The organism is Ottowia thiooxydans DSM 14619 (genome assembly GCF_000422885.1).
In the GTDB taxonomy this organism is placed as follows: Bacteria; Pseudomonadota; Gammaproteobacteria; order Burkholderiales; family Burkholderiaceae_C; genus Ottowia; species Ottowia thiooxydans.
In genome coordinates this window covers 37,401-55,685 of record NZ_AUGX01000020.1, presented here as the reverse complement: position 1 = coordinate 55,685, position 18,285 = coordinate 37,401, and the positions used below count along the sequence as shown (strand labels likewise).

16 protein-coding genes are annotated in these 18,285 nt (G+C 59.4%); 13 read left to right on the top strand and 3 right to left on the bottom strand.

Annotated features, from left to right (window positions below; all coding sequences use genetic code 11):
- The first annotated feature begins 24 nt into the window (after positions 1–24).
- From G518_RS0116945 to G518_RS0116925, 5 genes are all read left to right on the top strand, one after another.
- Complete coding sequence (locus G518_RS0116945; RefSeq protein WP_036595055.1) at positions 25–1,257, top strand: lytic murein transglycosylase; 1,233 nt, start codon at positions 25–27, stop codon at positions 1,255–1,257.
- Positions 1,258–2,102: 845 nt separating this feature from the next.
- The gene (locus G518_RS35565) at positions 2,103–2,777 is read left to right on the top strand and encodes a hypothetical protein (RefSeq protein WP_156909430.1); all 675 of its coding nucleotides are present in this window, start codon (positions 2,103–2,105) and stop codon (positions 2,775–2,777) included.
- 8 nt (positions 2,778–2,785) lie between these two features.
- Positions 2,786–4,348 (top strand): ABC transporter ATP-binding protein, encoded by a 1,563-nt coding sequence (locus G518_RS0116935; protein WP_028603576.1) that lies wholly within the window; start codon positions 2,786–2,788, stop codon positions 4,346–4,348.
- Complete coding sequence (locus G518_RS0116930; RefSeq protein ID WP_028603575.1) at positions 4,335–5,396, top strand: ABC transporter permease; 1,062 nt, start codon at positions 4,335–4,337, stop codon at positions 5,394–5,396. Before G518_RS0116935 ends, G518_RS0116930 begins: the two co-directional genes overlap by 14 nt.
- Positions 5,396–6,316 (top strand): ABC transporter permease, encoded by a 921-nt coding sequence (locus tag G518_RS0116925; protein WP_028603574.1) that lies wholly within the window; start codon positions 5,396–5,398, stop codon positions 6,314–6,316. The genes G518_RS0116930 and G518_RS0116925 overlap by 1 nt, the downstream gene beginning before the upstream one ends.
- 57 nt (positions 6,317–6,373) lie before the next feature.
- Here G518_RS0116925 and G518_RS0116920 read toward each other — a convergent pair whose 3' ends face one another.
- Positions 6,374–6,727, bottom strand: coding sequence for a hypothetical protein (locus tag G518_RS0116920; RefSeq protein ID WP_028603573.1), 354 nt, complete (start codon positions 6,725–6,727; stop codon positions 6,374–6,376).
- A 137-nt stretch (positions 6,728–6,864) separates the two neighbouring features.
- Between G518_RS0116920 and G518_RS0116915 the strand changes: the two genes are divergently transcribed.
- The 5 genes from G518_RS0116915 (at position 6,865) to G518_RS0116895 (ending at position 12,894) form a co-directional block, all read left to right on the top strand.
- Positions 6,865–8,034 carry a BMP family ABC transporter substrate-binding protein gene (locus G518_RS0116915; protein ID WP_028603572.1) on the top strand — a complete coding sequence of 390 codons (1,170 nt, stop codon included), beginning with the start codon at positions 6,865–6,867 and terminating at the stop codon, positions 8,032–8,034.
- 289 nt (positions 8,035–8,323) lie between these two features.
- A complete protein-coding gene (locus tag G518_RS0116910; protein ID WP_084651909.1) occupies positions 8,324–9,112 on the top strand; it encodes a sterol desaturase family protein in 789 nt (262 codons plus the stop codon).
- Positions 9,096–10,055: a fatty acid desaturase family protein gene (locus tag G518_RS35560; RefSeq protein ID WP_051236888.1), complete on the top strand. Its 960-nt coding sequence runs from the start codon at positions 9,096–9,098 to the stop codon at positions 10,053–10,055. Before G518_RS0116910 ends, G518_RS35560 begins: the two co-directional genes overlap by 17 nt.
- A gap of 21 nt (positions 10,056–10,076) precedes the next feature.
- Positions 10,077–11,963, top strand: a complete 1,887-nt coding sequence (locus tag G518_RS0116900; RefSeq protein ID WP_028603570.1) for a StlD/DarB family beta-ketosynthase — start codon at positions 10,077–10,079, stop codon at positions 11,961–11,963.
- A 22-nt stretch (positions 11,964–11,985) separates the two neighbouring features.
- Positions 11,986–12,894 carry a DUF6999 family protein gene (locus G518_RS0116895; protein ID WP_245597988.1) on the top strand — a complete coding sequence of 303 codons (909 nt, stop codon included), beginning with the start codon at positions 11,986–11,988 and terminating at the stop codon, positions 12,892–12,894.
- Positions 12,895–12,953: 59 nt separating this feature from the next.
- On the opposite strand, the gene G518_RS0116890 is transcribed toward G518_RS0116895, so the two are convergent.
- Positions 12,954–13,538 (bottom strand): IPTL-CTERM sorting domain-containing protein, encoded by a 585-nt coding sequence (locus tag G518_RS0116890; RefSeq protein WP_028603568.1) that lies wholly within the window; start codon positions 13,536–13,538, stop codon positions 12,954–12,956.
- Between the two features lie 281 nt (positions 13,539–13,819).
- Between G518_RS0116890 and dcd the strand changes: the two genes are divergently transcribed.
- Positions 13,820–14,395, top strand: coding sequence for a dCTP deaminase (dcd, locus tag G518_RS0116885; protein WP_028603567.1), 576 nt, complete (start codon positions 13,820–13,822; stop codon positions 14,393–14,395).
- Positions 14,396–14,662: 267 nt separating this feature from the next.
- Here dcd and pcp read toward each other — a convergent pair whose 3' ends face one another.
- Positions 14,663–15,346 carry a pyroglutamyl-peptidase I gene (gene pcp / locus G518_RS0116880; RefSeq protein ID WP_051236886.1) on the bottom strand — a complete coding sequence of 228 codons (684 nt, stop codon included), beginning with the start codon at positions 15,344–15,346 and terminating at the stop codon, positions 14,663–14,665.
- Positions 15,347–15,391: 45 nt separating this feature from the next.
- On the opposite strand from pcp, the gene ypfJ reads away from it, so the two are divergent.
- A complete protein-coding gene (ypfJ, locus tag G518_RS0116875; protein ID WP_028603565.1) occupies positions 15,392–16,276 on the top strand; it encodes a KPN_02809 family neutral zinc metallopeptidase in 885 nt (294 codons plus the stop codon).
- 126 nt (positions 16,277–16,402) lie between these two features.
- A complete protein-coding gene (locus tag G518_RS0116870) occupies positions 16,403–17,827 on the top strand; it encodes a DEAD/DEAH box helicase (protein ID WP_028603564.1) in 1,425 nt (474 codons plus the stop codon).
- Positions 17,828–18,285: the final 458 nt, after the last annotated feature.

The following is an 18,285-nucleotide window of genomic DNA, read 5'->3' as shown; positions in this document are numbered from 1 at the left end:
CACCTCTACGCTATCATTTTTTACATGAACCGACTCGTCCGAACGACACTTTCCGCCCTCTCACTCGCTGCTTTCGTGGCCCCGGCTGCCCTGGCGCAAGACCTTCCTCCCAAGCTGGATCCCGCGGAATTCAGCACTTGCTTGAATGAGCTGCGAGGTACAGCCGCCTTCAAAGCCATCACGCCAGCCACCTTCACTCGTTTCACGGATGCCCTGGCTCCTGATCCGTCCGTGCTGGTGCTACTCAATCGGCAGCCGGAATTCACCATGCCCGTTTGGGACTACCTGGCCGTGCTCGTGGACGATGAGCGGGTCGCGGCGGGCCGTGCGGGATTTGCCAAATGGAACGAGACACTGCAACAGATTGAGCAGCAGACCGGCGTGGCGGCCAATGTAGTGGTTGGTGTGTGGGGAGTGGAGAGCAACTTTGGCCAAAACCTGGGTGGCAGGTCACTGGTTCAATCGCTGGCCACACTGAGCTGCTTCGGGCGCCGGCAAGCGTATTTCCGTGGAGAGTTCGCCGCTGCCCTGCGGATCTTGCAAGAAGGCCACATCGCGCCCGAGAAGCTGGCCGGATCCTGGGCGGGTGCGTTTGGGCAAACGCAGTTCATGCCCAGCACGTTTTTCCGTAGCGCAGTGGATTTCGACGGTGACGGACGCCGGGACATCGTAGACAGCGTACCGGATGCCCTGGCCTCCACTGCACGCTTCCTGCAAAACGCGGGTTATCGGCGCGGCGAGTCCTGGGGGTTTGAAGTCCGGTTGCCCGCTGGCATCGATACGAGCAGCGCGGGGCGCAAGAATAAGCAGCCCATCAGTAATTGGCGTGCGGCTGGGCTCACACTGGTAGACGGCTCGCCTCTGCCGGGCAGTGTGAGCACCGCAGGTTTGTTGATTCCGGCGCGCGGTGGCCCGGCGTTTCTGGTGGGACGAAATTTCGACGCGCTCTATAGCTACAACGCGAGCGAGAACTACGCGCTCGCCATCGCCCACCTTTCTGATCTCGTTGGGCGATCGGGAACCGGCACCGCCTTCGCAACGCCGTGGCCTACTGACGACCCCGGACTCAGCCGCGCGCAGAACCGGGAGCTGCAAACTTTGTTGCTGGCACGCGGTCACGACATTGGGAGTGCCGACGGCATGATCGGCGCCAAGACACGGGAGGCCATTAAGGCCGAGCAGCAACGGCTTGGGCACAAGGCGGATGGGCGTGGGGGACAGAAATTATTGAAGGCGTTGGGACAGGTTGGGGGCTAGGAATTAACCGGGGGCTGGTTTTGGTGGGGCGTACGATTCGAGGGCCGCTCACCCCCTACCCTACCCAAGAACCCCGATAACGCGCTGATTTTTCATGTTGAGATGAATATATGAACCTGCGCGGATCGTGAACGTGTTGCTAGAGTCCGCTCTGTCAAAGTCTTAAATTTTTTTCTTTTCCGATAGGAAAAGACTAACCTCCCGAAGGCCGAGCGCAGCAATGGCCCGAGCATGGCTCCCACCCCTTGAGGCCGTGCCGAGGAGCGCAGGGTAAGGGGCGGACAAGAGCACTGAAAGATGCTCTTGCTTCAAGAACTAGCTTGCGGCAGCTGTTTGAACGTAGTGAGCGAAGCGAAAGAAGTGAGTTCTGCCGCACCGCCCCGGATGGCCGGCCCCCTTGACCGAGCACCGGAGGGTGCCCGGAGCGCAGCGCAGGGACACGGACTTGGGGTCGCATTTCTTTGGTTCCTTGCTTTGTGCGAGCAAAGAAAGGGACTGCGCTGCCGGGGGCAATCCCGGCCTCCGACCTCAATACAAGAGCAGAAGGGACTTACAACCGCACCGCTTCAATCGACCGCTGCTTGCCCCCACCGGTTGGCCGGCCCCTCCCAACCTTCCCCCAGCGGGGGAAGGAGTAAAACCAGCCTCGGGTTCTGGGGCTCAAGTCGGCAGGCGCGCCTGCATCAGTCTCTCCCGCATTGCTCTTGGTCCGGGGACTCCATGTCGAACAAGCACTCAGCATCAGGACACTCAATAAGGATAAAAAATGCAGTGACCGCCAGTGGCGCACGGGAGTGATCCGCCGGAAACGAGTTCAAGTGGGTATGCGCCAGTATCATCGACAGATGTCCCTCGGTTCCGAAATATCCGCCATCGCACCAAAGGCTCGCGCCAGACGCGCGTCTATGCACGGCTTCGGAACAGCGCTGGCTATCGCCTATGCCGTGTGGTGTATAGGCGTACTATGGTTCCAACCGCGCTCACCTCTGGCCATCCTGAGCTTTCTTGCGCCCTGCATCCTGTTTGCCTGTTCCTGGGCCTGGCGTCAGCACAGGCTCCTTGGCGCCGCGTTGGCTGTGCTCCTGCCGTTGGGGCTTTATGTCATCTATCAGCACAATGCCGAACGGGCGGAACTGTTCTACGTTGCCGAATATTCCACTGTTTATCTGACTCTTTGCCTCTGGTTCGCAGCTTCGCTTCGTTCGCAGCCACTCATCACGGGCGTGGCCCGGCGTGTGCATCCCTTGACTCCTGCCATGGAGATCTACACCCGCAAACTCACGCGCTCCTGGGCGATTTACTTCCTGGTCATGGCATTGCTTTCAATCGCCATTTACGTCTTGGGAGGCTTGAAGGCGTGGGGATTCTTTACACTCGCCGTCTCCCCAGCATCTCTGCTGGGGTTTTTCGTGATTGAACACGTGCTGCGTTACCGCTGGCATCCTGAGTTCGAGCGTGCAACCATTGGCCAGGCGATCCGGAGTTGGCGAGGTAATGCCAACGCTGATCACGAACATTGAACCGCAACATGACCTCCGACGCGCCTTTTCGACTTCAGCTCTCCGGCATTACCAAGCATTACCCTGGGGTGGTGGCCAATGATGACATTTCGCTCGCCGTACGGCCGGGTGAAATCCACGCCGTGCTGGGCGAGAACGGCGCGGGCAAGAGCACGCTGATGAAAATCATCTACGGTTCGGTCAAACCGGACGCGGGTGAAGTCTTGTTCGACGGCGTGCCCGTGCATATTCACAACCCTCAGGAAGCACGGGCCCTGGGAATTTCCATGGTGTTCCAGCATTTCAGCCTGTTTGAGACCTTGAGCGTGGCCGAAAATGTCTGGTTGGGATTGGACAAGAGCCTGACCCTGGTCGATGTGTCCCGCCGCATTGCCGAAGTGGCAAGTGCTTACGGGCTGGAGGTCGATCCACAGCGGCCTGTGCACACGCTGGGTGTCGGTGAGATGCAGCGAGTGGAAATCATCCGCGCGTTGCTGGCGCGCCCGCGCCTGCTGATTCTGGATGAACCCACCTCTGTACTGACCCCTCAAGCAGTCGACAAGCTCTTCGTCACCTTGCGGCAGTTGGCTGCCGAAGGCTGCAGCATTCTTTATATCAGCCACAAGCTTCATGAGATCCGCGCACTGTGCACAGCCTGCACGGTCATTCGCGGAGGCCGCGTGACGGGCCTATGTGATCCGCGCCAGGAAAGCAACGCATCCCTCAGCCGCATGATGATTGGTGCTGAGCCCCCTGCGTTGGAGCACCACGAACGGACTCCAGGTGAAGTCGTGTTGCAGGTGCAGGGACTGAATCTGAAACGTGAATCTCCCTTTGGAACTGATTTGGTCGATATGTCACTTGACGTCCGGGCGGGTGAGATCGTCGGCATTGCCGGCGTATCAGGCAACGGCCAGCGTGAATTGATGTTCGCGCTTTCGGGAGAAGACCAGCGAGCCCCAGCTTCAGCCATCTCCCTGTGCGGGCAGGCTGCAGCCAGGATGTCGCCAGGCAAACGGCGCGCGTCTGGCCTGCACTTCGTGCCTGAAGAGCGGCTGGGCCGTGGCGCCGTACCGGAGCTGCCTTTGGCGCACAACTTGCTGCTCACTCGCCATGAATCGGTGGGCAAGCTCGGTTGGTTGAGGACAAGAGAGCTCACTCAGCAGGCCACAGGAATCATTGAACGCTTCAAGGTCAAAGCAGCCGGGCCACAGGCACCTGCTCGCTCCCTCTCAGGCGGTAATCTGCAGAAATTCATCATGGGACGCGAGATAGACGCCAAGCCCCGCCTGCTCATCGTGGCTCAACCCACCTGGGGGGTTGATGTGGGCGCGGCCTCCCAGATCCGCAGCGAGCTCCTCGCTTTGCGCGATTCAGGGTGCGCAGTGCTGGTCGTCAGCGAGGAGTTGGAGGAACTCTTCGAAATCTGCGATCGCCTGCATGTGATCGCCAAAGGGCAGCTCTCGCCTGCCATCTCGAGGCGAGAAGCCACGGTGGAAAAAATAGGTCAGTGGATGAGCGGGCTCTGGCACGAAGATGTGCAGTCGAGCCTGAACCAGATGCAGCGGGAGAGCGACCATGCTGCGGCTTGAACCACGGCCAACCCCCTCCAGGTGGTGGACCTACGGCTCCCCCTTGCTTGCGCTCACGCTCACGGTGTTGCTCGGCGTTCTGCTCTTCGTTGCGCTGGGCAAAGACCCTTTGAGAGGCCTGCAGGTTTTCTTCTGGGAACCCATCAAATCCGCTTACGCGCTGGGCGAGCTGAGCCTGAAAGCGACTCCGCTGTTGTTGATCGCGCTCGGGCTCGCCGTTTGCTTTCGCTCCAACATATGGAATATTGGCGCGGAAGGCCAGTTCATCGTTGGCGCCGTTGCCGCGGGCGGCGCCGCCTTGCTGGCCGACAAGGACACGGGACGGTGGATCTTCGTGATCGTATTGCTGGCCGGCACTCTGGGCGGTATGGCCTGGGCCGCCATCACGGCATTCCTGCGCGACAAGTTCAACGCGGGTGAAATTCTCGTCAGCCTGATGCTGGTGTACGTGGCCATCCAATTGCTGGGCTTTCTGGTCTATGGCCCGTGGAAAGACCCTGCAGGCTACAACTTCCCGCAGACGCGCACCTTTGACAGCGCCGCGCTCGTGCCGCGTCTGATGGCAGGTTCCCGCGCCAGCATCGGTTTGCTGATTGCACTGGCCAGCGCGGTGTTTTTATGGCTTTACTTGTTTCGTACCCGCAGCGGTTTCGCTCAACAGGTGGGGGGCCTTGCTCCGGCGGCCGCGCGCTACGCCGGCTTTTCTTCCCGCAAGGCCTTGTGGGTGGCGTTATTGATTTCTGGCGGCGCAGCGGGCCTTGCGGGAGCGCTTGAGGTGGCGGGTCCTGTCGGCCAGCTCACACCTCACATCCCGGCGGGATACGGCTTCGCAGCCATCATCGTCGCCTTTGTGGGACGACTGCACCCGCTTGGCATGGTTCTGTCGGCTATTTTGCTCAGCATGTTCTATATAGGTGGCGAGCTGGCGCAATCGCGGTTGGGCCTGCCAAAATCAATCTCTGGCGTATTCCAGGGCTTGCTGCTGTTCATGCTGCTCGCCTGTGACACCATGGTCAACTACCGTATCCGCCTGGGAAGGTCAGCCTGATGGAAAGTTACGCCCTTCTTATCGCCGCGTCTTTGAATGCAGGCACTGTGCTGGCCATTGCCTCCCTGGGCCTGTTGATCAACGAAAAAGCGGGCATCGTCAACCTCGGGGCGGAGGGCATGATGCTCTGCGCCGCCATTGCCGGTTTCGCCGCGGTGGTGCATACAGGCAGTGATTGGCTTGGGTTCCTGGCCGGCATGGGCGCTGGTGCGTTGCTCGCCGCCATTCTGGGCGTACTGGTGATCTGGCTCAACACCAATCAATACGCCACGGGGTTGGCCCTGAGCCTTTTCGGGGTAGGATTTTCTGCGTTCGTCGGCATCGGCTATGTACAGGCCAAGCTGCCGGAGCGCCCTCGCTTTGCCATTCCGTTCCTGGAAAACCTGCCCTTCGTAGGGCCCGCCTTGTTCCGCCAGCACCCCCTGGTTTATGGTGCGATGCTTCTGGCGGCCGGGATGGTCTGGTTTCTCTATCGCACGCGTGCTGGTCTGGTCTTGCGCTCGGTAGGTGAATCACCCACCTCGGCTCACGCGCTAGGCTATCCGGTACGGCGCATCCGGTTGGCAGCGGTCGTATTTGGTGGCGCACTTTGCGGGCTGGCTGGCGCCTACTTGTCGGTAATTTACACGCCGCTCTGGGTGGAAGGCATGGTTGCCGGTAAGGGTTGGATCGCGCTCGCGTTAACCACCTTTGCCACATGGCGACCAGGGCGCGTGTTGCTGGGCGCTTATCTGTTTGGGGGCGTGACCATGCTGCAGTTTCACCTTCAAGGCCAGGGCGTACACATCGCCAGCCAGTTCCTGACCATGCTGCCCTATGTGGCCACCATCGTCGTTTTGGCGCTAATTTCGCGAAATCCCACGTGGATTCGCCTCAATATGCCGGCATCGCTGGGTAAGCCGTTCTATCCAGGTACTTGAAGCAGTGCCTCAACGCTGCTCATGAACCGATCCGCCTGACATCTACGAATCCAGCCACTACTGAGGCTGGAAGGTCACCACCTCGCCGCTGTCACGCTTCAAATAAAGGACGTTGTCCTTTTTCTTCATTTCATTGCATCCCGGGTTTTTGCCCGAGTCCTGGCAAACGCTGCTCTCCTTCGTGCTCCACTTTCCGGCGTTGCTGTATGAAGCGATATTGAGCAAGAAATCACCGTTGGCATCAAAACGCCACCGCCACGGCTGGCCATTAGCGGGTTTAATAGCGAACACTTTTCCTGACAAGGCTTCGCGAAGAACCTCGGGGGTTATCGCCTCAGCGCCTTCGGGGAACGCAGTCAGGGGTTGCGCAAGGGCATTGACGCTGAAAGCCATTACGGCGGCCGCCACCATCAAGGATGTTTTCAAGATATCCCCTTCAAGATTTTTGTTCACTGGAAATCGAGTCTTGTTGCCGAACTTTCGGACTACGGCCTCCGCACTTCTAGAATGCTAGCTTTTCCACTCCCTCCAAAGCATCCGAGGAAACCATGACCGATCTAAAAAAACGCTCGCTATTCAAAGCCGTCGCTCTCTCGGCCTTGGCTGCGGCCGCGCTGGCTGCGTGTGGCAAAAAAGAGGAAGCGCCAGCAGCCGCCGCGCCCGCTCCGGAGCCTGCAGTGGCCAGCGCCCCGGCCCCTGCCAAACCTGAGCCGCTGAAGATCGGCTTTGTGTACGTTGGCCCGGTTGGCGATGGCGGCTGGACTTTCGCCCATGACAATGCCCGCAAGGCATTGGAGAAAGAATTCGGTGATCGCATCAGCACCACCTTCGTGGAAAACGTGCATGAAGGCCCGGATGCCGAGCGCGTGGTCCGCGACTTGGTGAGCCAAGGCTCCAAGCTCGTTTTCACCACCAGTTTTGGCTTCATGGAGCCCACGCTGAAGGTGGCGCAAGACACTCCAGACGTGAAGTTCGAGCATGCCACCGGCTACAAGACAGCGCCCAACATGCGCACCTACGATAGCCGCACCTACGAGGGCGCCTATCTGGCGGGCGTGGTCGCTGGCGCCATGACCAAATCCGACACACTGGGCGTGGTCGGTTCGGTGCCAATTCCTGAAGTGCTTCGCAACATCAACAGCTTCACGCTGGGCGCCCAGTCCACCAACCCCAAGATCAAAACCAAGGTGGTCTGGGTCAACGACTGGAACAACCCACCCAAGGAAACTGAAGCAGCCACCTCGCTCATCAACGGTGGCGCTGACGTTCTGTTCCAGAACACCGACTCACCCGCCGTGCTCAAGACCGCGGAATCCATGGGTAAGCGCGCTTTCGGCTGGGACAGCGATATGACCGCCTACGGCCCCAAAGCTCACCTGGGCTCCGCCATCATCAACTGGACCCCGTACTACACCAAGACCGTGAGCGAAGTGTTGGATGGCAAATGGGCCACTGGTGAGAGCTGGTATGGCGTGAAAGATGGCGCCATGGACCTGGTCTCGCTGGCAGCCGACGTGCCTGACAACATCAAAGCCAAGCTGGACACCATCAAGGCCGGCCTGAAGGATGGCAGCTTCAACATCTGGAAAGGCCCCATTCTCGACAACACCGGCAAAGAGGTGATGGCAAAAGACCAGGTAGCTGACGATAAGTTCTTGCGCGGCATCATGTTCTACGTCAAAGGCGTAGAAGGCAAAGTGCCAGGCGAACAGAAGTAAGCAAACGAGGGTGGCATGCAAAGGGGCGCATGCCACTCCCAGCCCAACTCAGGGTGAACTTCAATCCACCCTGTGAAGCTTGAAACCCGCTCGGGCGCGTCCTGAGCAGGTCGAAAGCTCGAAGCCTTGCGCAACGCTTCGACAAAGTCAGGGTGAACGGTCAATAAGTCACAGGGCCGGAGCCACCAGCAGAGCACGATGACCAGAAAACTCGCGTACCCTGCAACGCCCCAGCCAGTAGCACCTGCTGATACCCAAGCATCGCGCGAACGTAAGCCACACGCTTGCGATGACAATAGCGTTTCAAGCCCTCGCTTTTAATATTGCCGTGCCGTTTTTCGACCTGACCAATGCTGACCTCGTGAACCTGGCCTTCTACCAGGTGATGGCGTTCGGTCTGTTTTATTTCAGCGCGTTGTACCTCGGTGGCGCTTTGTTGACTTTGGCACTCACAAAGCATGTATTGCCGCGTTTACAGCATGGATCAGTGCTAGATCCGCGCCCCCTTCCCGCTGGCCAAAGGGCACGTGAATGGCGGCAATCAGCGCTCTCCATATTCATCTTTGGCACTGGCCTGGTCGCGCCCTGGCTGGTACTGAAATGGGGCTGGTCTCGCGTGGCCGAAGACGCAAGCGGCGCCCGCATCGTTGCAGAAATCGTGGTGCTTACCCTGTGGAACGAGGTGCATTTCTACCTCTGCCACCGCCTGCTGCACACCGATCGGCTAAAGCGCTTTCATCTAGATCACCACCGCTCGGTGATCACCACACCCTGGGCCACCTTCAGCTTCCACCCCCTGGAGGCTGCTTTGTTGGGTAGCGTGATCGTGCCACCTATGCTGGTGCACCATTTCAGCCTCACTTCGTTGCTCATGCTGCCGGTCATCAGCATCCTGTTCAACAACATCGGGCACTCCAATTACGACTTTCTGCCCGGTGCGGCGCATGATCGTTGGTGGCTCAACGGCGCACGCCGGCACCACATGCACCATGTGCGCTACAAGGGCAACTTTGGCTTCATGCTCCCCTTCATGGATCGCTGGCTCCGAACCGATCTAAAGAATGAACCTCGCCCCTGAGTCGTTCGGAACAAGCTCTGCGAGATTGCGAACTTCAGCGCTTCGTCATCGCGCGGACATGGTCAGCCTGGCCTACCTTCTGGCGTGGCCTCTGCTGCTGGCGCTGCTGTATAGCGGACAACTGGGCGCCTGGGCGCACGCCGTAGCCTACGCACTGCTCGTTTATCTAAGCCTGGCGCTGGTGGTGATCGAGCACAACCATATGCACCTTCGCATCTGGCGCCAGCGCGGTTTGAACCGGGTTACAGATACTGTGCTGTCCATGTTCACAGGCCATGCCAGCCATGTGTTCCACGCCACGCACAACGCCAACCACCACCGGTATCACCATGGCCCGCTGGATGCAGCCCGCACCTATCGTTTCAGTTTTGGCGATACCAATCACCTGGCCGGCTATTTGCTGCATCCGGCCCAGGCGCTCAGCGTGCTGTGGCCATTGATTCACCAGTGGCACGCACGCCTGAAGGCGCGCGCTCCCGCCGTGCACCGCTACTACCAGCGCCAGTGGCTGTGGGTGCTGGGTTTTCATGGGGTGCTGGCCACCCTTGATCCCGTGGCCTGGGGCCTCTATGTGCTGGTGCCCCAGTTATTGGCGTTGCATTGGCTGCTAGGGGCCAACTACCTGCAACACGCTCATGCGGACGGTCGCTCTCGCCTGCAATTCGCGCGCAATTTCACTGGTGGCGTGAATCGGCTGTTCTTCAACATTGGCTATCACACCGCTCATCATCTGCACCCCAGGGTCCACTGGAGCGAGTTGCCCAAATATCACCTGCTCTATGCCCAGCGACTGCACGCCAGCCTGATCGAAGCCTCATTGCTGCGCTATTTCTGGGTCACGCTCACGCTGGGAATGGTATGGCCGGGCATGGCCAGCCGTACGCTGATGACCTCCACCGACAAAGAAGGCGAACAAGCTCGTCCGAGCCTGCCTACCCCCTGATCTCTCCAAGGAGCACCTTTCTTGCCCACCGCCTACCGAAGCGCCTATATCACCGGCCTTGGCCATTACCTGCCGGGAGAGCCCATCAGCAATGACGAGATGGACGCCTATGTGGCGCCGCTCAACCGCGCATCGCAACGTATCAAGCAGCGCATCCTGGCAGAAAACGGCATCCACACACGCCACTACGCCATTGATCCAGGCGGGGAAACGCGGGAAAGTCATGCACATCTGGCGGCGCAGGCCATTCGCGCCTGCCTGAGTAGCGCCTCCTCGGCGCTGGACACGGTGTCCTTGCTGGCCGTGGGCTCCTCCGGTGGTGATGCGCTCATGCCAGGCTTCGCCAACATGATCCAGGGCGAACTAGGCGCTCCGCCCATGCAAACGCTGTCATCCCAAGGCATCTGCGTCGCCGGCGTTTCGGCACTGGAGTTTGCCGCACAGGCCGTGGAACTGGGAAGTCACTCGCAAGCACTGGCGGTCGGGGTGGAGTTGCCCTCGCGCCTTTTCAAGCATTCGCGCTTCGGGCCGTCAGGCTACAACATCGACTTCGACGCCCACTTCCTGCGCTGGATGCTCTCAGACGGCGCTGGCGCCTGCCTGGTGAGCCATGCTCCGGCGGCGATTGGCAGCAGCGGGCTGGCTTTGCAACTCAAATGGACGCATCAGAAGAGCTTCTCGGGTGATTACCCGGTCTGCATGCAGCTCGGCCTCACACATGACCGCTCCAAATCGTTCCTGGATTTCGCCACCTCTGCCGAAGCTGAGGCCGCCGGCGCGCTCTCTTTGCGTCAGGACATCCGTTTGCTGCCGCACGTATTTGACGTGGGTATTCACGAGTACGTGAAGCTGGCGCACGAAGGATGGATCGCTCCCGGCCAAGTGGATCATTTTCTGTGCCACTACTCCTCGGCCAAGTTCGCCCCCGTGATCGATGATCTGCTGGAAAAAGCGGGCTTGCGAATTCCGCAGGAACGCTGGTATAGCAATCTCTCCACACGCGGAAATACGGGCGCGGCCTCCATCTTCGTGATGCTGGCGGAGTGGTTCGCCACCCGTGCGCCCAAGGCCGGCGACACCGTGCTCTGCTTCATTCCAGAGTCTGGCCGCATGACAGCGGCTTTCATGTGCTTTGAGGTGGTGCCAGCACACGGCGCGCTTGCCAAACCCTCTGCACCCAAGGCCACCGTAGCCCCACCCCCTCAGCTTTTGCCCGAAACCTTTGCGGCACCGCATGCGGCCGACAGCGGCGGCGATGTGCTTCGCCCTGTGCTGACTGCCCTGGCGAGCGCCTGGCAAGACTATCGCTCCCGCGTGTGGCGCGCGCCCGTGATGCAGCAACTCGTGCACGGACGCTTCAATACCGAGGCCTACCAGCGCTGGACAGCCAACTGGGTGCCGCAGGTGCGTGAAGGCAGCAAGTGGATGCGCGAAGGGGCGGCTTCGCTCGATAGCCGTTTTATTCCGCTGGCCGCCTTGATCGGCCAACATGCTGGCGAAGAGCAGAACGACTTTCAGATCCTTTATGAGGACTACCTGGCCGCGGGTGGTCAGATGCCCATAGACCAGCTCAAACGAAATCCCGGCGGCGAAGCACTCAACGCCTACTTGCACGGGCTGGCTGCCACGCCCAATCCGCTGGGTTTGCTGGGGGCCATCTACATCATCGAAGGCACTGGCCAGCGCATCGTACCGGCGTTGCTGCCCCTGCTGCGCGCGCAAGTCGACCTCCCCGCCAGCGCCTTCCGCTTCCTGGCCTACCATGGCGCCAATGACGAGCACCATCTGGAGCGTTGGCTACAGGCAGTGAAAATGGTTCTGGAGATCGAACCGTCCGCAGCCGACAAGATCGTGCAAACTGCCCGCCACACCGCACAGCTCTACGCCCTGCAGTTTGAATCCATTTGACTGACCTTACGGTACAAAAATTGTGAGCCCAAGCCTGGACCCCAAGGAACTCTCGCACGACCCCCGCGACCCCAGCCCATGGCTGGCCAGCTATCTCGATCAGAGCACGCCGCTCGAAGACGGCGTCAAGCGAGCATGGTTGGCTGATGCTGCTTCAGGGTCACGCCAGTATTTGCTGCCACTCATCCGGCCGCTGGCACGCACCTGCATCGTGCTGATCCAACTGCTGAAAATCCCATTGCCACGCAACTGGTCTGCCTCACGCGCGTTGCACAGTATTTTGGCGCGAGGCATGCGCCGCACGCTGTCTCCGCGAGCCAACTGGTTAATCATGCGGCACTTCCACCTGGGCTCGCAGATCCTGGCCTTCATTGCAGCGAACTCCGGCGTGAAGGTGCAACTCAGCCCGCTCACGCCCATGGACATCGATGACCTGAAGGAAGAGCTGTTCCTGAAGCACGACCTGAACCTGTACAACTTCATCATCAACCTGAACACGGCGCTGCGGGCCAACGGCAGCACGCTCGCGCCCGTGCCACTTGATCAGGTTGATTTCAGCATGCTGGAGCAGCCGGAGCTGCACTTGGCCGATATGCCCAACGGCCGGCTCAATGCCATAGACCTGCAATCGGCCATTGAAATCTTTACGCCGGTCTACCAGCTCTTTCTGACCGACAACGATTTCTGGCGCGCCTCCAACTCCTTGCAGCTGGATGAGACCATCGGCATCTACTGCGCCACCATTTTGAACAGCCCTGAACACCTGATTTTGCTCAACAACAAACACCCGCTGGTCCCCATGAGCACCCTGCGTGCCGGCTACCGGCTGGTGCTGCACGGGCTATCTACCGAGATGCTGCACTGCCTGCTGATGCAGATGAAAGCAACTCAGGCTCAACAGAGGCAAGGCGAACTATCGCCGGAGGCCTAGGTATCTACGATCTATCAGTGGCGCAGCCAACAGCTGGAGTTGTGGCGAGCCCCACGACCTCACGACTCGCGGCGTAAGCGGCTCGCTCCAAATCCTGCGGCGGAGATGGCCAGCAACAGCAAAGTCCATTCGGAAAGTGTGGGCACGGCCGTCACGGTTGGTGTTGGATTTACTGGTTGCACGTTCAAGCTGATGGCCGCAGGTCCTTCGATCCTGTACGCAAAGTTACCGGGGATATCAGGCGCCCCTTCTCCAGGGGAGACGCCGCCGAAGCTTGTCATGACCAGGGTATATGTTCCGGCGGCCAAAGTTAGCGTGCTGCCGTCATCCACACTTGCCACGCAGTTGGTTCCGAGGGACGCGGGATTGAAAGGCCCAGAGTAGACGGCCATCGTGCCGTTCGAACCGCTCACATCGCTGAAACTATAGGCGCCCGTCGCTGTCACCGTCATGGGCATGGTGCGATATCGATTGTCTATAGGCGTGCTATCAATGTCGCAAGGCTGACCACCGGAGTAGCGGTTGAACATTGGAGCATCTGTGAGCGCCAGGCTGTAGCTCAAGTTGGTAGTCACCTGGGCCTGTGCGGACAGAGCGCAGGAAGCCATTGCAACGGTGGCCAAAAGATTTTTTAATGCGGACATGGCGTTCTTCCAATGAGCTTGAAGTTATCAGCAGTATCTGTGCCCAACGGCTTAAAAGGTGAACTTTTCCGCATAATTCGCAACAAATTACATCAGCGCGTAAAGATATTCTCGTGTTCTAAGTCCATTGATAGCCCTCGCTCAAAGACTCTGCGCACGTTCTAACTGCCGATTGGGTGATAGAACGTTCGGTCGTCGAGGCATCCCGAAAGGTGCTACGCTGCGATAGCTCTCACCCTTCCTACAATAAGCCTTTCCAGCACATCAGACAGACTCGCGCAATGAGCATCAAGAGCGACAAATGGATCCGCCGCATGGCCGAGCAACACGGCATGATCGAGCCTTTCGAACCCGGACAAGTACGGCACTCGCCCACTGGCGAGAAGATCGTCAGCTACGGCACTTCCAGCTATGGCTACGACATCCGCTGTGCCCCCGAATTCAAGGTATTCACCAACATCTATTCGACTGTGGTGGACCCCAAGAATTTCGACGAAAGAAGCTTTGTAGACATCAACGCCCCGGTCTGCGTCATTCCGCCCAACAGCTTCGCTCTGGCCCGCACGATGGAATACTTCCGCATTCCACGCAATGTGCTGACCATCTGCCTGGGCAAAAGCACCTATGCCCGCTGCGGCATCATCGTGAACGTTACGCCCTTCGAACCTGAGTGGGAAGGCTACGTTACGCTGGAGTTTTCCAACACCACCCCTCTCCCAGCCAAAATCTATGCGGGTGAAGGATGTGCGCAGGTGTTGTTTTTCGAGAGCGACCCCGACGACGTCTGCGAAACCAGCTACAAGGACCGCGGCGGTAAGTACCAGGGCCAAGTCGGCGTTACCCTTCCCAAGACTTGAGCTTGGCGTAAGTTCGACGGGTCGAAGTTCTGCGCAAGGCTTCGACAAGCTCAGCCCGAACGGTGTTTATAGGTTTAACGCAGTTCGGTATCAGCCAGGGAGCCTCTGCAAAACCTATCGCAGATGCCGGGCGCTGGCCACGGGATGGGCTGCAAGGCGAGTTTTGCAGCCAATACCGCGTGCTATTGGCAAAAAAATCAACGCAGCAGACTGCCCGGGGGCAGTGATCTGGCGTCGCGAGGGGTTTTGCAGAGGTTCCTTAGCCCCTCAGCTGAGACTTCCGCCTTCTTCACGAATATCCGTATCCGCCGTCAGCGCGGTATGGATACCAGTGCGAATACCCTCAACCAATTGAGCCAGGGGCAAGCCAGTACCCTCCCTTTCGGACAAGGGCGGCACGTGAACGAAGCCGCCTCGCACGGCTTGCAAGCTGGGGTCAGTTGCCAGCAGATGCATCAGGCCAAAAAACACATGGTTGCAGACAAAGGTACCCGCTGTCTGTGAGATTTCGGCAGGAATACCTTTGGCGTTAATTGCCGCCCTCATGGCTTTGATGGGCAAGCTGCTGAAATAAGCTGCCGGCGCACCTTCGACCACCGGCTCATCGATGGGCTGATAGCCAGCGTTGTCTGTGATACGGGCGTCATCCACGTTGATCGCAACACGCTCAATGGATATCGCGCGGCTTTCCCCCGCCAAACCCAGGCAGATCACCAGTGACGGACGATGCTGGCGAACCAATGCACGCAACATCACCAACGAATGGCCGAAAACGGTGGGAAGTTGCGCCGCCACCAAGCGGTGCCCCGCCACGCGGCTGCCATGCAGGTTCTGGGCGAGTAGCCAGCTTGGATTGAGGGCATGGCCCCCAAAGGGATCGAACCCAGTCAGCAACACCGACCGCGAAACAGCATGCAAGCGTGACGCAGCGGGCTTGGTTAGGGATACCATTGGGGTAATTTAGCGCATCAGCGCGTTTTGGCGAGGAGTTCACCCATGAGATGGGAAGGCAATCGGCAGTCGGACAACGTAGAAGACCGACGCTCTGGGAGCGGCGGTGGCGGCGGTGGAGGGTTTGGCTTTGGCGGAAAGTCGATCGGTATTGGCACCATCGTGATCGCCTTGATCGCCTGGGGTGTATTCGGCATCAACCCACTGACCACGATAGGTGTGCTTGGTGGCGGGGGCCAGCCCGCGCAGGTACAACAGCAGGGGCCGGCACAAAAACCACCCGCTGGAGATACCAAAGCGGCCTTTGTCTCCACCGTGCTGGCGTCCACCGAGGACGCGTGGGCTCAAGTCTTCCGCGATGGCGGTGCACAGTATCGAGCGCCTCGTCTGGTGCTCTATCGCGGGGTCACGCCCACGGCTTGCGGCACAGGTCAGGCGGCCATGGGACCGTTTTATTGCCCCGGTGACCAAAAAGTCTACCTGGACATGAATTTCTTCGACACGCTTAGCCGCCAGCTGGGCGCTCCAGGCGACTTCGCTCAGGCCTATGTGATTGCACACGAGGTGGCCCACCATGTACAGACCTTGCTGGGAATCACGCAGAAAGTAGATGCGATGAGAGGGCGAACCAGCCAGTCTCAGCAAAACGCGCTCAGTGTGCGGGTGGAGTTGCAGGCCGACTGCTTTGCGGGCATCTGGGCCAATAAATCGCAGCAAGCCAAAAATTGGCTGGAACAAGGCGATATTGAATCAGCGATGAACGCGGCAGCCCGTATTGGTGATGATGCCATTCAGCGCCAGCAAACCGGTACAGTGCGCCCCGATAGCTTCACTCACGGCTCCAGTGCCCAACGCCAGCGTTGGTTCACCACCGGCCTGAAGACCGGCAACGTGCAAGCCTGCGACACCTTCAATACCCAGGCACTTTGAGTTCGCACTCATCTAGAGCCCGCTGGGCAATCAGAACGGGTTCCTGAGTTCTTCAGGGCCTCAAAAAAGGCGGTGAACACGTCTTAAGACGGTGTTCACGCGTCAAAGGGGGATAATGCTGGGTTAATGAGCAACTCATACTCCAATCTCTCGCTAGCTGAACCCTTGAAGCGCGCCGTGGCCGAAATGGGCTACGAAACCCTGACGCCCATCCAGGCTGAAGCGATTCCGGTGGTCCTCGAAGGCCGCGACGTCATGGGCGCCGCACAAACCGGCACAGGTAAAACCGCCGCTTTCTCGCTGCCTCTGCTTCAGCGCATGCTCAAGCACGAAAACGCCAGCACCTCGCCCGCCCGCCACCCTGTACGCGCCCTGGTGCTTCTGCCCACGCGCGAGCTGGCCGATCAGGTGGCCGGCCAAATCAAGCAATACGCCAAATACACCCAACTCCGCAGCGCGGTCGTGTTCGGCGGTATGGACATGAAGCCGCAAACGGCCGAGCTGAAAAAAGGTGTGGAGGTCCTGGTGGCCACGCCTGGTCGGCTCCTGGACCATATCGAAGCCAAGACGGCCGTGCTGAGCCAAGTTGAGTACGTGGTTCTGGATGAAGCCGACCGCATGCTCGACATCGGTTTTCTGCCCGATCTGCAGCGCATCTTGAGCTATTTGCCCAAAGAACGCATCACCCTGCTGTTTTCGGCCACGTTCTCCCCTGAGATCAAACGGCTGGCCGGCAGCTATCTGCAAGATCCGGTCACGATCGAGGTCGCACGCCCGAATGAAACTGCCTCAACGGTAGAGCAACATTTCTACCTGGTCTCAGATGAAGACAAACGCCGTGCGTTGCACCAGGTGCTGAAAGACCGTGGCGTGCGCCAGGCCTTTGTTTTCGTCAACAGCAAACTCGGTTGCGCTCGACTTGCCCGTACGCTGGAGCGCGAAGGACTGAAGACTACTGCGCTGCATGGCGACAAGACCCAGGACGAACGCCTGAAAGCACTGGCCGCCTTCAAGGCCGGCGAAGTCGATCTGCTGGTAGCTACTGATGTCGCCGCGCGCGGTTTGGACATCAAGGATGTCCCGGCCGTATTTAACTTCGACGTCCCCTTCAACGCCGAAGACTATGTTCACCGTATCGGCCGCACTGGCCGAGCAGGTGCTTCCGGGCTGGCCGTGACCATGGTCACCAAGTCCGATAGCCGCTTGATGGGTGATCTGGAAAAGCTGCTCAAGAAAAAAATTGAGCTCGAGCACATCGCGTTCGAAGAGGAAAAACCACGCGGCCGCTTCAATGATGGTCGGCGAGCATGGCAGGAAGAGGGAGAGGCGCCTCGCGAACGCAGGGGCGGCAATGAACGCCGTTCGTTCACGCCCTCGGCACCACCTGCCGATCCGTTTTTTGACCGGCCTTATGAGTCACCTAGCGAAGCCCAGGAGCAGCCTGCGACCTGGGAATCGGCTGCACGGCCTGCGCGGTCGGGGATTTCGGCGAATATCAAGCCTAAACGTAAGATTGCGGCCTTGTTTAAGGCTAGTGAGACGTCTTCTTAGATTGCGGGCCTCCTCTCCCACTGGGGACGCCGGAGCGGCGGGCTTCACTCCCTCTCCCTCTGGGAGAGGGCTGGGGTGAGGGCAAGCGGCGGTTGATTGAGCGCTGTGGTTGCTAATTACCTTCTGCGCTTGTATCGAAGTCGGAGGCCGGGAATTGCGCCCGGCGGCGCACATACTATTTTTTGCGTCGCCACCGGATGGCCGGCCCAAAAATAGTATGCACAAAAAAGGCGACCCCAAGTCCGTGTCCCTACGCTGCGCTCCGGGCACCCTCCGGTGCTCAGTCAAGATGCGGTGCGGCAGAACTCTCTTCTTTCGCTTCGCTCTCTACGTTCAAACAGCTGCCGCAAGCTAGTTCACGAAGCAAGAGCATCTTTCAGTGCTCTTGCCCGCCCCTTGCACTGCGCTCCTCGGCACGGCCTAAAGGGGTGGGATACCCATTCGGGCCATTGCTTCGC

Excerpts from the sequence above, each read along its gene's own strand:
- G518_RS0116945 (WP_036595055.1), top strand. The coding sequence starts at position 25 with ATGAACCGACTCGTCCGAACGACACTTTCCGCCCTCTCACTCGCTGCT.
- G518_RS35565 (WP_156909430.1), top strand. The coding sequence starts at position 2,103 with ATGTCCCTCGGTTCCGAAATATCCGCCATCGCACCAAAGGCTCGCGCC.
- G518_RS0116935 (WP_028603576.1), top strand. The coding sequence starts at position 2,786 with ATGACCTCCGACGCGCCTTTTCGACTTCAGCTCTCCGGCATTACCAAG.
- G518_RS0116930 (WP_028603575.1), top strand. The coding sequence starts at position 4,335 with ATGCTGCGGCTTGAACCACGGCCAACCCCCTCCAGGTGGTGGACCTAC.
- G518_RS0116925 (WP_028603574.1), top strand. The coding sequence starts at position 5,396 with ATGGAAAGTTACGCCCTTCTTATCGCCGCGTCTTTGAATGCAGGCACT.
- G518_RS0116920 (WP_028603573.1), bottom strand. The coding sequence starts at position 6,727 with ATGGTGGCGGCCGCCGTAATGGCTTTCAGCGTCAATGCCCTTGCGCAA.
- G518_RS0116915 (WP_028603572.1), top strand. The coding sequence starts at position 6,865 with ATGACCGATCTAAAAAAACGCTCGCTATTCAAAGCCGTCGCTCTCTCG.
- G518_RS0116910 (WP_084651909.1), top strand. The coding sequence starts at position 8,324 with ATGACAATAGCGTTTCAAGCCCTCGCTTTTAATATTGCCGTGCCGTTT.
- G518_RS35560 (WP_051236888.1), top strand. The coding sequence starts at position 9,096 with ATGAACCTCGCCCCTGAGTCGTTCGGAACAAGCTCTGCGAGATTGCGA.
- G518_RS0116890 (WP_028603568.1), bottom strand. The coding sequence starts at position 13,538 with ATGTCCGCATTAAAAAATCTTTTGGCCACCGTTGCAATGGCTTCCTGC.
- dcd (WP_028603567.1), top strand. The coding sequence starts at position 13,820 with ATGAGCATCAAGAGCGACAAATGGATCCGCCGCATGGCCGAGCAACAC.
- pcp (WP_051236886.1), bottom strand. The coding sequence starts at position 15,346 with ATGGTATCCCTAACCAAGCCCGCTGCGTCACGCTTGCATGCTGTTTCG.
- ypfJ (WP_028603565.1), top strand. The coding sequence starts at position 15,392 with ATGAGATGGGAAGGCAATCGGCAGTCGGACAACGTAGAAGACCGACGC.
- G518_RS0116870 (WP_028603564.1), top strand. The coding sequence starts at position 16,403 with ATGAGCAACTCATACTCCAATCTCTCGCTAGCTGAACCCTTGAAGCGC.